This is a genomic window from Paenibacillus sp. cl123 (assembly GCF_900101595.1).
GTDB lineage: Bacteria > Bacillota > Bacilli > Paenibacillales > NBRC-103111 > Paenibacillus_G.
Genome location: NZ_FMYY01000009.1, coordinates 62,415 through 76,343, shown reverse-complemented (window position 1 = coordinate 76,343; position 13,929 = coordinate 62,415). Strand labels below are relative to the sequence as shown.

The window sequence follows — 13,929 nt, the reverse complement described above, 5'->3', positions numbered from 1 at the left end:
AGACGCCGGGTATGGCGTCTGCTTCTGTTTGCTGGCCTGTATAAGGCTCTCGGCCGGAAGGCTACCGGCGTCTGGCCATGAGCTTAGGCCTGGTGCACATTCGAACCGGGCCGCGCCGCTTTGCGTCCCCATGGCGTTCCGAGCAGAGGCAGCGCCCAACGGTCCAGTCCGTACCAGCCAGCATTTTTCCAAGCCAGCACGAGCCATGTTGCGAGGATGAACAAGATCGGATTGGTGCTCAGCGTCCCGGCGAACAGGAAGCTGACGTTCATAATGCCGCCGAAGAAAGCAGCGATGCCGGTCAGCAACCCAAGGATCAGTCCGAGTCCGACCAGCACCTCGCCCCAGGCAACAACGAATCCGAAAACTTTCGCATTAGGAAGCACGAAATTTTCCAGGAATGCAGCGTACCATCCGGTAACATCTTTCCCGGCCTCCGCTTTGGCCAAAGCTCCCTTGACGAAGCCCTGCAGCGCGGTACCGGCCTGATCTCCCGTCCAGGCGGGACTTGTTACCTTTTTCCAGCCGGCGGTAATCCAGGAATAACCGACGTAGAGACGAACGATCAGCCAAATAATACCTGCTCTTGTACTGCTGAAGAGAAAGCTCGATACGGGATTCTCCGGGATAACAATTTCATTTTTTGCCATTTTTAAAACCTCCTTGAAGGATCGATGATTGCTGATTGGGATTTGTTACCGTCATTGTAACCCAACGCCGAGATGCATGGTGTGATACTTCTCACAGCTATCGGAATTAGGCTTGAACCCGGCTGTCAGGTCTCGAATTGTCAGGATGATGTCATCCCAATATTAACCAATTTTGTTGCGAAAAGATACATGAATCTCAACCTATCGCCGGATCACGGTTGGAAGCTCGAAGGAATCCCTGAAAATGAGTATTGTCAGCCTCTTCAAGATTGTGATAAGATTCACTTTACAAGAATATGAACCTTCGGGGCAGGGTGAAATTCCCTACCGGCGGTGAAGATACGTTCGTGTATCGCAGCCCGCGACTCCCGGCCTTTCGGCCGGGACTGACTTGGTGGAACTCCAAGGCCGACGGTATAGTCCGGATGAGAGAAGGTAAAGAACAGCTGTTGAAAAGCATTTTTGACAGGTTTGTTTGGCAATGCCCCCGCTTCGTTATGCAGCGGGGGTTTTGCCCTTTCAGAAGGTTCAATTCAAAACATTCCTCAGGAGGTTTTTGAATTGGAGAACGTATTCGATCTGCGCACCAAAAGCTTGAAGTGGAAGACGGCCCTCGGCCGCGAGGTTTCCGGCATCTGGTATGTCGCCCTCGGCGCGACTTTGTGGGGACTTGATCCGCTGTTCCGTATTTTGCTGCTCAAGAGCTTCACGTCCGCTCAAATTGTATTTATCGAGCATCTGCTGCTGGCCTGCTATGCCGTGCCGGTTTTTCTCAAGTACCGGCGCACCCTGATCGGCAAGCTGACGCTCGGAGTCATCGGAGCGCTGCTGTTCATCTCATGGGGCGGCTCGGCGATCGCCACGATGCTTTTTACCTCAGCCTTCGCCTATGGCAATGCCAATGCCGTACTGCTGCTGCAGAAGCTGCAGCCGCTGTTCGCCATTATTCTGGCGCGGGCGCTGCTGAAGGAGGCGCTGCCCTCCCGCTTTTTCGCCTATATCTTGCTGGCTCTGATGGGCACTTACCTGCTGACCTTCGGCTTCTCGGCGCCATCGCTCGGTCTGCACGATCTGGCGACGCAGAGCTGCCTGTTCTCTATACTGGCCGCTGTGCTGTGGGGCGGCTCGACGGTGATGGGGAAATACCTGCTGCAAAAGGACTTGAGCTTCCATCTGGTCACTTCGCTGCGCTTCCTGTTTGCCATCCCCCTGCTCGGCGCTGTGCTGTATACGGCGGGAGACGCCTGGCAGGTGCAGGGCAGCGGCTCGGCCATCGCATTGATGGCGGTCAATCTGCTGTTTCAGGCGTTTTTTCCCGGCTTGCTCAGCATGCTTCTGTATTATAAAGGCTTATCGTCCACCAAGGCGGTCTATGCGACGCTGGCGGAGCTGTCCTTCCCGGCTGTGGGCGTGCTGATCAACTGGCTGGCCTTCGACCAGGCGCTGACGCTGGGCCAACTGGCCGGCTTTCTGTTGATCTATACGACGCTGCTGCTGATGAGCCGCGCCGGAAGCTCCCGGCAGACGGAACCGGCAGCCCGACCGGCAGCGTGACGGTCGCTTCGCCGCGACTGAAAGGCGGGCGAACTCCTGCGGCGCAGCCGACTGCCTGTCGGAATACCGGTGAATCGGACTGCCGGTATTCCGACTGTTGCGTCCGGGCCCGACCGGGGCTGCGCGCACGCCGCCTTGCTTTGGCAACATGCCTGTGGTACAGTTAGACTATTCCATAAGAGAACGCCTATTCACATACAGTACAAGGTTACCATTGTCGGATGCAGCCTTATACCGTATGTGATTTTTATTTTCCTGGCGATAGGGCGGCATTCGAGAGCCCTGTCCAACACAATTTACGAAGGCCAGCTGCCCTACATCATCGTTTGGGGCAGCTTTATTTTTTAGCTCGATAAACCTAGGGGGAATTCATGATGTATTTCAGTAAACGCTCGTTGGAGGAAGTGCCTGAAGAACCGACGGCCATTTGGACATGCAACCGGGAAGGCTGCACCGGGTGGATGCGGGATAACTTCGCCTTCGCGATAGCGCCGACATGCCTGCATTGCGGGGATTTGATGATGAGTGCTATGAAGATGCTGCCTGTTATCGTAAATACGAATCGTGATTTGAAGTCGCTCAAAAAAGGCGTGCAGATCTCTTAATCCTCTTCAAGCAAGCGCTGCTGCTATCGGCGTGCGGCTCAATGTGCGTCGATAGCAGCCGCCCGGCAAGGATCTCGCTTCATCCGGACAGCCGCAGGGTAATGAGGAAGAGGGCAGGGGCTGCACAAGAAGCGCAGCATGCAAATCCTTTACTAGCAGGAGGTGCGGAAGATGGAGAACGGATCAAGGGAAACGGCGGCCCAAGCCGGCGAGCGGCTGACGGCGCAAAAGCAGGGCAACAGCTTTGTGCTGCAGGGGCTGAACGGCAAGGCCGGGGAAGTGACCTTTCAGCTTGTGGATGTGGATACATGGATCGTGGATCATACGTATGTAGATCCGGCGTATCGGGGCCGGGGGCTGGGCCGGCAGCTGCTGGATCTGGTCGTCCAGGAAGCCAGGGAGAAGGGGAGAAAGGTGATTCCGGCCTGCTCCTATGCGCTCGCGGTGTTCCAGGACAATCCGGATACGTATGCCGATGTATGGGAGAAGGAGAGGACGGCGACGGACTACTCCGATCCGTACAGCTCCGGCAGCGCGACGTCGTCCGGGCCATAACGCAGCGGATAACATGAATCGGAATCTATTATAATTGTAGTTAAAGAAGAGCAGCGCATAGAGGGAAAACCTCCTATGCGCTGCTCTTCGCTTTGCTTGTGACATCTCGGCACCTCCCATATCGAACGCAGCGCAAATGCGGCCAGGCAGCCGAAGCGGGTTCAGGCCGATCGAAGAGCAGCTCCATTCTGTCAACACGCCTGTCTTCGTTTGGAGGAGGCTGTTGGATATCCGCTGCAGCTGTTCTGCGTCGATGCGGTCAGCTGCTTGCTTCTCGCTCCTGGGTCACCTCCGGGACTCATGGTTCGGTTGATCGCCAGCCGTTCCGGAACGGTGCTGGCTGCTTCCAGCGCTCCGCAGGAAAGACCGGATATGCTGAAGGCTGCTCTCCAAAGGCACGCTCGTATCCACAATCAGCTCGTCCTCGATAAAGTCAGGACCCGAGTTCTTATAATGCTCCTTAAGCCCGGATAGACTGGTTATGAGCTGGTTGGGTAACGGACGGGCTTTGCGCACGGCAAGCCGGTCCGACCATACGGTTTCGTCGCTGCAGACACAGCGAATCTTGATCAGCTCTCCGCCTCTTGCTTCAATCCATCCTTCCAGCCGGCCGACATCCTCCAAGTTATTAAAGCCGAAGTCCAGTATGACAGCGGCATTTGCTCCGATGGTATGCTCCAAGAAACGGTACAGAATGTCGAAGCAAATTTGGTTCCTTGAGCTATGTTCAGGAACAAAGCCGGCGACCGAATCGTAGATGTCGTCCTTATGCAATACCGGCAGCTGGAGTATCCTGGCCAATTCGTTGGACAAGGTTGACTTGCCTGTACCGGCCTTGCCTCTAAATAAAATGATGCGAGCCATACGTCTTCCTCCCTCCACGTGCTTTAATCCCATAATAAGGCACAAACGAAAGAAATGGATAGAGCTTCGGATAAGATTCGAAGCCCTATCCGTTAAGCCTCCACCGGAATAATAGGAGGAGGGTGAAGCTTCCATTTAAGGGGAACAATATTCTCTCGGAGAGGCTTGCCTGCATATTGACGGTAACGCGGCAGAGGGATAGAATGAAAGAGTTGCCCAACCATAACGGGCAAGCTGACCCTGCGTGAAAGAAGGCTTTCTCATTCATGAATCCGAAAATAGTGGCCATCGGCCTGTACATCATGCTGATTTACTGGCTGTCCATGCAAGCACCGCTCTTGCATATGCTGTTTTTCCCGACGCTCGGGGCATTCAGCCTGTTCTTCATCTCCCGCCCGCTGCAAGCAAAAGAAACCGCCAGAATAGCGCTGGGAGCCATCATTGCCTCATTGGTAGGGACATTGTCCTTTACCGTCCATCCGGGCGTCCTATCTTTATTCATTAACACACTCGTCATTATCTGGCTGATCAAACGGTTTCACTGGAATGCGCCTCCGATCCTGGCCGTCTCGTTTATTCCTTTCTTCGCGCGGTCCGACATCTGGTGGGCGGTTCCCGTCTCGGTTGCCATTTCCATAGTAGGTCTGCTCGCTACGCTGGGCATCGTTCATATCGCGGAGCGCAAGCTGGGCACGTTCTCGCTTTCGTTCGGTGAAGCCAAGAAGCAAACCTTGGATTAACATAAGCCGCCAGATCAGGTACAATGAACAGAAGCAGTAATTCACCAGCAATGAGGGGAGCGCTTATGAAATATATCAGTACAAGGGGACAGGTAGCCCCTATAGGATTTATCGACGCGGTTCTGATGGGCCTGGCCGACGACGGGGGCCTGCTTGTTCCCGAGCATCTTCCGCAAATCCCGGAGGCCACGCTGAAGCAGTGGCAGAAGCTCACATATCCGGAGCTCGCTCTGGAGGTTTTCTCGCTGTTCACAGACGGGGAGATTCCGCGGGAGGATCTCAAGAAGCTGGTCGACGACAGCTACTCGACATTCCGTCATGAAGAAGTAACGCCTGTACGAGAGCTGGAGGGCAACCGGCATGTGCTGGAGCTGTTCCACGGCCCTACCTTTGCGTTCAAGGACGTTGCGCTGCAATTCCTCGGCAATCTGTACTCGTATGTCTCGCGCCGCACCAATTCGATCATTCATATCCTCGGGGCGACCTCGGGCGATACGGGCGCCTCGGCGATCGAAGGAGTGCGCGGCAAAGAGGGCATCCGCATCTGCATTCTGCATCCTCATCAGAAGGTGAGCAAGGTTCAGGAGCTGCAGATGACGACGGTCGATGATGCCAATGTGCTGAATCTGGCGGTCGAAGGCACGTTCGACGATTGCCAGCGCATCATCAAGGAGCTGTTCGCCGATGTGGGCTTCAAGCATCAGTACCACCTGCGCGCGATCAACTCCATCAATATCGCGCGGATTCTCGCACAAACGGTGTACTACTTCTACGCCTACTTCCGGCTGGCGGACAAGGGGATGGCCGGCAAGGTCAGCTTCAGCGTGCCGACCGGCAATTTCGGCGATATATTCGCCGGGTATTTGGCTCAGAAGATGGGGCTTCCGATCCACAAGCTGATCCTGGCCACTAACGAAAACAACATTCTCGCCCGCTTCGTGAACGAAGGCGTGTACCAGCCCGGCGATTTCCGCGGCACCTACAGTCCGTCCATGGACATTCAGGTGGCGAGCAACTTCGAGCGCTATTTGTATTATCTGCATGGCGAGGATGCGGCCAAGGTTGCTTCGCTCATGGCGCAGTTCAAGGCGGAAGGCCGCCTCGTCATCGAGGGAGACAGCCTGAAGCAGGTGCAGGCCGACTTCGCGGCCTACAGCGTGGAGAACGAGGAGTGCCTGAACACGATCAGCGAGTACTACGAGAAGCACGAGTACCTGCTGGACCCGCACACGGCTTGCGGCGCAGCTGCGGCGGACAAGCTGGCGGAGGAAGGCGAGGCAGCGGTGGTGCTGTCTACCGCCCATCCGGCCAAGTTCGACGAGGCGATCCGGCTTCGCCGGATCAGCCAGACGTATCCGGAGCCGATCCAAGCGCTGTTCGACAAGCCGCAGCTTCAGACGGTTGTCGGCGGTACTAACGAAGAGATCAAGGAGCAGCTGGTGAAATTTTTCTAAGGCAGCCAGCCGCTTATACGCACAAGTCAAAGAAGCCATCCGGTCCGGATGGCTTCTTTGACTTGTAAAGGGAGGCTTACGTCTCTCTATCCGCAGAGCAATGTCGAGGCTTGCCGCGGGAGATGGTCCCGCCGGTCGATAGGGCTAGGAACGGATGAAATGATACGCCGGGCAACGAACAGGACAACCGCGTTCACAGCCGCCCGCTACTTCGCCCGAGGCTTCGATGGGGGCTCCCAATCCTTCTCCGTGACGACCTCGATCGTCTTTCCATCGGAATGCAGCAGAATGTTGCCGTGCAATCCAGTGGAATATACTTTGGCGTCCAGCTTTTCCAGACGCTCCTTCAGATTGGGGCTTTGAAACACATTTTGGCTCATAATGGCGATTTGCGGCGATACGGCTTTCAGGAAGCCCGTGGAGGAAGAAGTGGATTCGCTGCCGTGATGCGGGATATCCATCATATCCGCCTTGAGCTTGCTCTGCCACGGAGAGGACAGCAGCTCCGTCTCGCGATGCTTGTAAATATCGGCCGTGAATAGGAACGTCCGCTCGCCGTATGTCATGCGCAGCACCATCGAATGATCGTTGATCTCCGGGGCGGAGAACGTCTTGACCGCATCAGGGAGCGTTCCCTTTACAGGGTTCAGCACCTCGAAGCGGACGCTGTCCCCGAGCTGGAACGTGTCGCCCTCCTCGAGCGTTTTCTTGGGTACGTCCTTCGCATCGAGCGCGGCGATCGCCTTGGTATAGGCCGATGACTGCGGATAAGGCAGATTCTCCATATAAAACTGCTTGATGCCGATTTCCCGGGCAATCGTGGCATAGCCGCCGATATGATCGATATGCGGATGTGTATTGAGCGCGATATCCAGAGACGAGATGCCGAGCTTCTTCAGATAGGCGACGACATGGCTGCCGGCTTCGGGCAGCCCGGCGTCAACGAGCATCGTTTTCCCGTCGGGAGACTGGATCAGGAAGCTGTCTCCGCTTAAGTTTTCTCCCGGCAGGTAGAAATAGCGAATCGTCAGCTGGCCTGCATACTTGCTGTTGTCCAGCACCTGGTCGGTCCTTAGCTCCGCCGGTTTGGCTGCGGCGGATGGCGGAGCCGCAGCTGCGGATGGATCGGCCTTGGCCGAAGCAGTCGCCGCCGTGCCCTCCTTCTGAACGGGGCCGGAGCCGTCTCCGGTACAGCCTGCCAGAAGCCAGGCGAGAGATACGATCATCCAGCTCAGCCGGCGTACGTTCCGATAACTGTTGATACCCATAAATGACCTCCATTCGGCATTCGCCTTGGACAAGCGGAAGCGGGAGGGAGGGCTGGCCTCGTTCTCCCGCTTCGCTTCTCCGCAACAGTATGGCGGTTCGGTTCGCTTACTTGCTGTTTTTATAACGCTCGTACGCTTGATTGTACGTTTTCATATACTGCTCCTGGCCCATCTTCTGCACGGTGGACACATATTTATCCCATTCGGACATCGGCTGCGAGCCCGTGATGAACTTTGCTTCCATTTCGCCGATGTACGTCTCGATGTCCGCGCCTACTGTCGAACGGAATTCTGTCTCTTCCTCGGTGAAGTTGAAGCTGTTCCATAGCTCCTTGACCGCATGAGGCTCAGCCTTCTTGCCGGTTTCAACGGATTCGGGCAGCGATTCGGAGCCCTTGAAATATTTCTCCTGCACATAACCCGGATAGCTGCCGCCAAGCCAGGTAATATATTTGGCCAACGCCTGGTCCATGGTCAAGCCGTTCGGATTTTTCGTAATTTCCTCTACGTACTCCAGCTTGCCGTCCGCTGTCTTCTTGTAGGTCTGGCCTTCGATCCCCATGAAGTAGAAGGTCGCGCCTTCGTCTCCGAAGAAATGATCGATCCAGCGCACGGTCGCTTCGGGATGCTTGTTTTTGTCGGTAATGACGAACGCGCCGGGCCATACGGCAGGCACCTTGACGTGAGAGTACAGCTGATCGCCATGCGGCCCTTTGAGCGCGCCCAGTCCGAAGTAGTCGGTCTGGTTCAGCTGGGTCGTCGGATTCGGGTTGATGGTGGCTCCGAATACGCCCTTTTGACCCTTCGAGTAGAGGGCGCTCGTCTTGATCGTGAAAATTTCCTTGTCGATCAGCCCTTCCGTATACAGCTTGCGAACGTATTCGATCACTTCCTTATACTTCGGATCGGTCCGGAAAAATCTCAGCTCGTTCGTCTTCGGATCGACATCGACGAATTTATGTCCGAGACCGCGGTTGCCGAAGCCCCAGGCTCCTCGCAGCTGCTCGAGCAGCGGATTGATGCCTGCGCCGGCATAAGGGATTTCGTCGGCCTGCCCGTTGCCGTTCAGATCCGTTTGCTTGACGGCTTTCAGATATTGATACAGCTCCTCGGTCGTAGTAGGCTCCTTCATCCCCAGCTTGTCGAGAAACTCCTTCTTGACCCATAGCGGGGTGCCGATCAGCATCGGCAGGAATTCCGGGCTGTAGAAGGACGGGAACGAGTAAATGCCGCCGTCGGGCATCGTAAGGCCCTTCTTCAGGTCGGGATGCTTCTCCATCAGCTTCTTGAAGTTGGGCGCGTATTGGTCGATCAGGTCGTTCAGCTTGACGAAGGTGCCCTGCGCGCCGTACTTCATCAGATCGGATGCAGGTACGCGGGCCGAGTAGAAGGCGTCGGGATAGTCTCCGCCGGCCAGCGCCAGATTGCGCTTCTCGGTCAAATTCTCGAAGGGTACGAGCTGGAACGTAATATTCATGTTCGACTGCTTGGCGTATTCCTTCCAGACGAGCGTCTCTTCGAAGTTATTGCCGTTGGTAGCCGCCTTGCCTGTGAAGAAGGTGAGCGAGATCGGCTCCTTCACGATCGGCATGCCGGTCTTGTTCAGGCCCGGAACCTCCGCCTGGGCGCCCTCCTTGCCGGCCTCGGCCGCGTCCGTGCCTCCGCCGCCGCCGCTGCAGGCGGTGAGCAGACTTCCGGCCAATGCAGCGACCGCCGTCATGGCAATCCACCGTTTGTTGTTCATAACTGGACAACCTCCCTTGATTCTTATCATTTTATCATCGTTTCATTTATTTGCTAACGGGGCGCTGCCCCGGAGTAGCCGCGAAAGCGGTTGGCCGCCATAGGCATCAGCCTTTGATGGCCCCAATCATGACGCCCTTTACGAAGTATTTCTGCAGGAAAGGGTAGAGCAGCAGCACGGGCAGGTTGGCGATAATGACAAGCGCATACTTGATCGCCTCCCCTTCCATCACGCTTTTGGCATGGGATTCGTCGCCGATGCCCTGCATCTCCTGCATCTGCCCCTGAATCAAGATCTCGCGCAGGAACAGCTGAAGCGGGTACTTGTCCCGGTCGGTCAAATACATCAGGGCGCTGAAGTAAGCGTTCCAGTGACCGACGCTGTAAAACAAAATCATGACGGCGATAATAGGCATAGACAGCGGCAGCACGATCCGCACGAGCGTGGACAGGTTGGAGCAGCCGTCGATCGCGGCGGCTTCCTGCATTTCATAAGGAATGCCGTTCTGGAAGAAGGTCCGCATGATCAAAATGTTGTATACCGATACGGCCCCCGGAATAATAAGCGCCCACATCGAGTTCAGCATGCCGAGCTCTTTCACCAGCAAATAAGTCGGGACCATGCCTCCGCTGAAAAACATGGTGAATACCATCATCGCCGAGAAGGCGTTGCGGCCGTAAAAATCTTTGCGCGACAGCGGATAAGCCGCCGCGACGGACATGACCAGATTGATGGCGGTGCCGATTAGCGTATAGACTATCGTGTTAATATAGCCTGTCAATATATCGTGATTCTGGAACACCTTCTCGTATCCGATCCAGGTGATGTTCTTCGGCCACAGCCATACTTCTCCGAGCATGACGGCCTCCGGGCCGCTGATCGAGGCGATGAGGACGAAGTAAAGCGGATACAGGACAATAACGCAGATGAGGGCCAGCGCCGCATAGACTGCACGGTCAAACAGCTTGTCTCCGGCGCTTCTCGGTTGGTTCAAATGAATCCTCCTCCTACCATAAGCTCGTATCGCTGACTTTGCGGGCGATTCGGTTAACGGTCACCAGCAAGATGAAATTGACGACGGAATTAAACAAGCCGACGGCGGCCGAGTAGCTGTACTGCCCGTCGATAATCCCCTTCCGGTATACGTGGGTGGCGATGATGTCCGACGCCGGCATGTTCAGCGCGTTCTGCATCAGGTAAACCTTCTCGAAGCCGACGCTGAGCAGCGAGCCCATATTGAGGATCAGCAGGATCGTGATCGTCGGCATGATGCCCGGCAGATTGACATGCCAGATACGCTGCCACCGGGTTGCGCCGTCTACGCGCGCCGCTTCATGCTGCTGCGGATCGATGCCGGTCAGAGCCGCCAGATAGATGATGGAGCTCCACCCCATCTGCTGCCAGACGCCGGAGAGGACGTAGATGCTCTTGAACCAGACCGGTTCGGTCAGGAATGAGATCGGCTCGCCGCTCGCCCAGACGATCAGCTTGTTCAGCAGACCGGTTTGCGAGGAGAGGAAGATCATCAGGATGCCGACCATCACGACCGTGGACAGGAAGTGGGGAGCGTAGGTCACAGTCTGCACGAACCGGCTGAACTTTCTGGATCGCACCTCGTTGATCATCAGCGCGAGCAGGATCGGGACAGGGAAGCCGACGAGCAGCTGGAACAGGCCGATCTCAAGCGTATTTTGCAAAAGCCGCCAGAAGTAGTAGCTCTCGAAGAAGCGCTCGAAATGGCGCAGACCGACCCAGGGACTGCCCCAGATGCCCTTGGTTGCTATGAAGTTTTTAAAGGCGATCTGAACCCCGTACATCGGTCCGTATTCGAATATTAGGAAGAAAGCGACCACCGGCGCGATCAGCAGATACAAATCCCAGTTTTTGCGGATTCTCCGCCATACTCGGGATCTCGCCGGCCGGGCCGCCGCCTTCGGGACAGATGTGTCCCAAATCGCTTGCTTGGACAAAACCTCACCTGCTTTCGATTATGTTCTTACCGGAGCATAGCAGAACGCCGCCGGGGAGGGTATTCACTGTTCTTTTGTTCCTTGCCGGATCATTGGCTTACCCGAAATAATGATAAGAACCTGATAATCGGCATGTTTTGAACGGCCCGATCTTTCGTTACAATAAAACAGACTAAAACCCGGCCGGACGCCCGGCGGGAGAAGGAGAGGGCGCAGCTTGAAATGGAAAACTTGGAACAAACGATCGCTCATGTTCAATATTTTCATCAGCTTCCTGGGGATCATCCTGCTGTTCACCGGCTTCAATGCGCTTTCCGTTCATTTGTTCAACAAGGGCGTTCAGGCGGAGATCATCCGTTACAACCATCTGATGCTCAGCAATACCGCGGAGCGGTACCGGACGCACTTCGAGCGGCTCCGTACCTTATTGTTTAACCTGTACTCGGATGAGAAGGTTGTCGCCTTCAACCGTCAGCTGCTCACGAAAAGCGAGGAGGAGATCGAATTCTGGAAGGCCTCCGAAATCTTGAAGGAGCTTCGGACCGAAGCATATAATCCGATGTTTTATTTGAATAATCTCATGATTTATTTCGATTCCCATTCGCTCGTGATCGAGAAGGAAGGGACCGTCGAGGCCGGGCTGCTGTTCACCGACTTCTATGCCAGTCCGGCCTATCCGCCGGCTTATTGGAAAGCCCAGTTCGAGCGGACGGGCAACTACATGCTTCACGGCCAGCAAACGTTCACCGTTACCTCGCTGAATGCCTCGGTGCAGCAGGAGCTGATCCCCTTCACGTTCCGGGTGCCGTCCTCGAACTATCAGATTATTGCGCTGCTGGATGCGCGGGGGCTGCAAGAGGCGTTCTACGGAGAGGAGGACAACCGGCAGTTCATGATCGTGCAAAAGGACGGCTCGCTGCTGTACCGATCCTCCGCTGCGCTGTCTTCCGCAGATATTCCCGACCTCGGCGCAGAAGATTATGCGATGCGGGGCGGTTATTATTTCTTTGCCGAAAAGGACGCCGAAAGCGGGCTGACCTATGTGACGGCGGTCCCCTACGCGAGCATCGAATCCAGAGTCCGCCGCGCGAGCTTGACGCTGCTGCTCGTCTCCGCGATATCGGTCATCATCGGGCTGCTCGCGTCTCTCTACTTCAGCCGCAAGATCAACCGGCCGGTCAAGCAGATGATCAGCTCGATCCTGCGCAGGGAGCCGGAGCCTCAGCCCAGCGCGTTCCACGAATTTAACCTGATCCAGCAAAATGTCAGGGAGCTGATGGACGAGAAGCAGGCCGTTCATCAGGAGCTGCTGGACAAGCGTTCCCTGCTGACCAGCTTTGGCTATATTAACAAGCTGAAGTCGATTACCTCGGATATCAACGAGTGGAAGGACATCGCGCTGCTCGAGGAGCCGTTTTTCATCGTGCTGTTCCAGCTGCATTTCCGGCTGCAGCAGCCGGAAGCGGGGGAGATGAAGACGGAGCGGATGTCGTATTATATCCACGAATATATTCGGCTCGTCTTATCCGAGCAGCTGCCAGCCTCGCATACGTTCCAGATCGAGAACAATCAGATCCTCTCCCTCGTCCGCAGTCCCGCTATCCCGGACGAGCTGCAGGAGACGCTGCTGAAGCTAAAGACGATTCTGGACCGCGACAAAGCGTATTTCCTGGTGACGGTCGCCGTCAGCGAGGTATACGGCCAATCGGCCGAGTTTAACGATGCGTATCAGGAGGTCCTTGAGCTGGCCCGGCAGGCGAGGCCCCTCGAGGAGACGCAGATCATCCGCGAGCGGCGGGCGCTGCCCGCCCAGCTTGTCTTCACGGTGCCGCAGGAGCAGGAGCTGTATGCCAATCTGCAGGCAGGCAACGGCCCGTTCTGCATCTCGTTCATGGAGCGCATGATGGAGCAGATGGACCGCAGGGAGGCAAGTTTGTACCAGCTCCGGCAGCTGATGGAAGGAGTCATCGCGCGGGTGGCGAAAATATTGGAGCCGTACGGAGCGGCTGTCGAGGATTCGTTCCCGGAGCGCCAGTTCGCGCTGGTCCGCGACTGCTGCACGATGGAGCAATTCCGGCAGCTCTACGAGGAGCTGTTCCGGATGGCCGCAGGCGTTATCCTCTCGAAGAAGGAGGAGCAGGACCCCACCATGGCGTTCGTCATGGACTATGTGGAGAACCGCTTTGCCGACGACGCCTCGCTGGATATGCTGGCCGACAAGCTGGGCCTGTCGCCCGCTTATTTGTCCGTGCTGATCAAGGAGAAAACGGGGGCCAATTACAGCGAGCACATCAATGCGGTCAGAATCCGCAAGGCCAAGGAGCTGCTGTCCGGCACCGGGCTGAGCGTGCAGGAGATCAGCGCAAGGCTCGGCTACCAGAACGTCACGTCCTTTATCCGGATGTTCAAGAAGATCAACGGCGTTCCGCCTGGAGAGTACCGCAAGAGCTGCGCGATGGAGGCGGAGCGGGGGTGACTGCTGCGAAACAAGGATGGCAATGCTGGAGTCTGATCTCGTCCCTTAG

Annotated in this window: 12 protein-coding genes and 1 riboswitch; of the genes, 6 read left to right on the top strand and 6 right to left on the bottom strand. The window is 56.2% G+C overall.

The genetic code is table 11. The annotated features are described in order from the left end of the window. Nucleotides 1–83: 83 nt before the first annotated feature. On the bottom strand, nt 84–650 hold the full coding sequence (locus tag BLR08_RS16340; RefSeq protein WP_072332785.1) for a DoxX family membrane protein: 567 nt from the start codon (nt 648–650) through the stop codon (nt 84–86). Nucleotides 651–946: 296 nt separating this feature from the next. Beyond that, a riboswitch (FMN riboswitch) is annotated at nt 947–1,091 on the top strand. A gap of 138 nt (nt 1,092–1,229) precedes the next feature. On the opposite strand from BLR08_RS16340, the gene BLR08_RS16335 reads away from it, so the two are divergent. The 3 genes from BLR08_RS16335 (at nt 1,230) to BLR08_RS16325 (ending at nt 3,364) form a co-directional block, all read left to right on the top strand. Beyond that, nucleotides 1,230–2,204 carry a DMT family transporter gene (locus BLR08_RS16335; RefSeq protein WP_072332996.1) on the top strand — a complete coding sequence of 325 codons (975 nt, stop codon included), beginning with the start codon at nt 1,230–1,232 and terminating at the stop codon, nt 2,202–2,204. A gap of 371 nt (nt 2,205–2,575) precedes the next feature. Next, on the top strand, nt 2,576–2,809 hold the full coding sequence (locus BLR08_RS16330) for a cold-shock protein (protein WP_371117391.1): 234 nt from the start codon (nt 2,576–2,578) through the stop codon (nt 2,807–2,809). Nucleotides 2,810–2,980: 171 nt separating this feature from the next. Continuing rightward, entirely contained in the window at nt 2,981–3,364 is a 384-nt protein-coding gene (locus BLR08_RS16325; protein WP_072332791.1) for a GNAT family N-acetyltransferase, read from the top strand. 285 nt (nt 3,365–3,649) lie between these two features. Here BLR08_RS16325 and BLR08_RS16320 read toward each other — a convergent pair whose 3' ends face one another. After that, a complete protein-coding gene (locus tag BLR08_RS16320) occupies nt 3,650–4,228 on the bottom strand; it encodes a P-loop nucleotide/nucleoside kinase family protein (RefSeq protein ID WP_072332794.1) in 579 nt (192 codons plus the stop codon). Nucleotides 4,229–4,494: 266 nt separating this feature from the next. Here BLR08_RS16320 and BLR08_RS16315 point away from each other — a divergent pair, with 266 nt between their 5' ends. Both BLR08_RS16315 and thrC read left to right on the top strand, forming a co-directional pair. After that, complete coding sequence (locus tag BLR08_RS16315; RefSeq protein ID WP_072332797.1) at nt 4,495–4,968, top strand: hypothetical protein; 474 nt, start codon at nt 4,495–4,497, stop codon at nt 4,966–4,968. 65 nt (nt 4,969–5,033) lie between these two features. Next, nucleotides 5,034–6,422, top strand: coding sequence for a threonine synthase (gene thrC, locus BLR08_RS16310; protein WP_072332800.1), 1,389 nt, complete (start codon nt 5,034–5,036; stop codon nt 6,420–6,422). A gap of 206 nt (nt 6,423–6,628) precedes the next feature. Here thrC and BLR08_RS16305 read toward each other — a convergent pair whose 3' ends face one another. The 4 genes from BLR08_RS16305 to BLR08_RS16290 all read right to left on the bottom strand — a co-directional run bounded on the left by BLR08_RS16305 (nt 6,629) and on the right by BLR08_RS16290 (nt 11,389). Then, on the bottom strand, nt 6,629–7,690 hold the full coding sequence (locus BLR08_RS16305; protein ID WP_072332803.1) for a ComEC/Rec2 family competence protein: 1,062 nt from the start codon (nt 7,688–7,690) through the stop codon (nt 6,629–6,631). A 106-nt stretch (nt 7,691–7,796) separates the two neighbouring features. After that, nucleotides 7,797–9,434 carry a type 2 periplasmic-binding domain-containing protein gene (locus BLR08_RS16300; RefSeq protein WP_072332805.1) on the bottom strand — a complete coding sequence of 546 codons (1,638 nt, stop codon included), beginning with the start codon at nt 9,432–9,434 and terminating at the stop codon, nt 7,797–7,799. A 106-nt stretch (nt 9,435–9,540) separates the two neighbouring features. Next, on the bottom strand, nt 9,541–10,428 hold the full coding sequence (locus BLR08_RS16295) for a carbohydrate ABC transporter permease (RefSeq protein WP_072332808.1): 888 nt from the start codon (nt 10,426–10,428) through the stop codon (nt 9,541–9,543). Between the two features lie 13 nt (nt 10,429–10,441). After that, nucleotides 10,442–11,389 carry an ABC transporter permease gene (locus BLR08_RS16290; protein ID WP_072332999.1) on the bottom strand — a complete coding sequence of 316 codons (948 nt, stop codon included), beginning with the start codon at nt 11,387–11,389 and terminating at the stop codon, nt 10,442–10,444. 232 nt (nt 11,390–11,621) lie between these two features. Here BLR08_RS16290 and BLR08_RS16285 point away from each other — a divergent pair, with 232 nt between their 5' ends. Continuing rightward, nucleotides 11,622–13,880: a helix-turn-helix domain-containing protein gene (locus tag BLR08_RS16285; protein ID WP_256257698.1), complete on the top strand. Its 2,259-nt coding sequence runs from the start codon at nt 11,622–11,624 to the stop codon at nt 13,878–13,880. The last annotated feature ends 49 nt before the right edge of the window (nt 13,881–13,929 follow it).